Raw genomic sequence first — 767 nt, forward strand, 5'->3', positions numbered from 1 at the left:
AATCATAACCACCCGTCTAACGGGTGGTTTGATCAAGGGCTATAAGCCCATAATACCAGCCAGCGCCTAAAGACGCTGGCTTTCACTTTGTTCAAGCCTTATTGCTTTTGACTCGTCACAAGCCTCTCAAAGAGGCATTCGCATTACTTACCATTATCCCTAAAGGGATTTTCATATTCTTTAACGCTTAATTTGTCCAAAGCGATATCATGCTTCTCTTGTTCCTGGATATATTTCTTAATTGTGGCTTCATTTAGTCCTACCGTACTTACATAATATCCTTCTGCCCAAAAATGTCTGTTCCCAAATTTATATTTTAAATTGGCGTGTTTATCAAACATCATTAAGGCACTTTTACCTTTTAAATATCCCATAAAACTAGCTACACTCATTCGTGGTGGTATACTTACTAGCATGTGAACATGATCTGGCATTAAGTGGCCTTCTATTATTTCAACGCCTTTATATTGGCATAGTCTATGAAAAATCTCTCCAAGACTACTCCTATATTGATTATAGATTATTTTTCGTCTATACTTAGGTGTAAATACAATGTGGTACTTACACATCCATTTTGTATGTGATAAACTGTGAGCTTTTTGCGCCATAGTCTTAACTCCTTTCGTTTTACAATTGGCTTGAACACCTATATTGTAACTCGTTTGGAGTGTTTTTGTTATGACGGTATAACCTTCGATGCGCACCCGCATAGCGGGTGGTTTATTTGTTTCGCACCTTCGGAGCGAAACGGACTTAAAGTCACAAAA

1 protein-coding gene is annotated in these 767 nt (G+C 37.8%); it reads right to left on the reverse strand.

Translation table 11 applies throughout. The features are described from left to right. Window positions 1-143: 143 nt before the first annotated feature. Window positions 144-608: an IS200/IS605 family transposase gene (tnpA, locus tag HMPREF2979_RS00395; protein WP_002883780.1), complete on the reverse strand. Its 465-nt coding sequence runs from the start codon at window positions 606-608 to the stop codon at window positions 144-146. Between the last annotated feature and the right edge of the window lie 159 nt (window positions 609-767).

It is taken from the genome of Streptococcus sp. HMSC078H12, assembly GCF_001814615.1.
Lineage (GTDB): Bacteria > Bacillota > Bacilli > Lactobacillales > Streptococcaceae > Streptococcus > Streptococcus salivarius_F.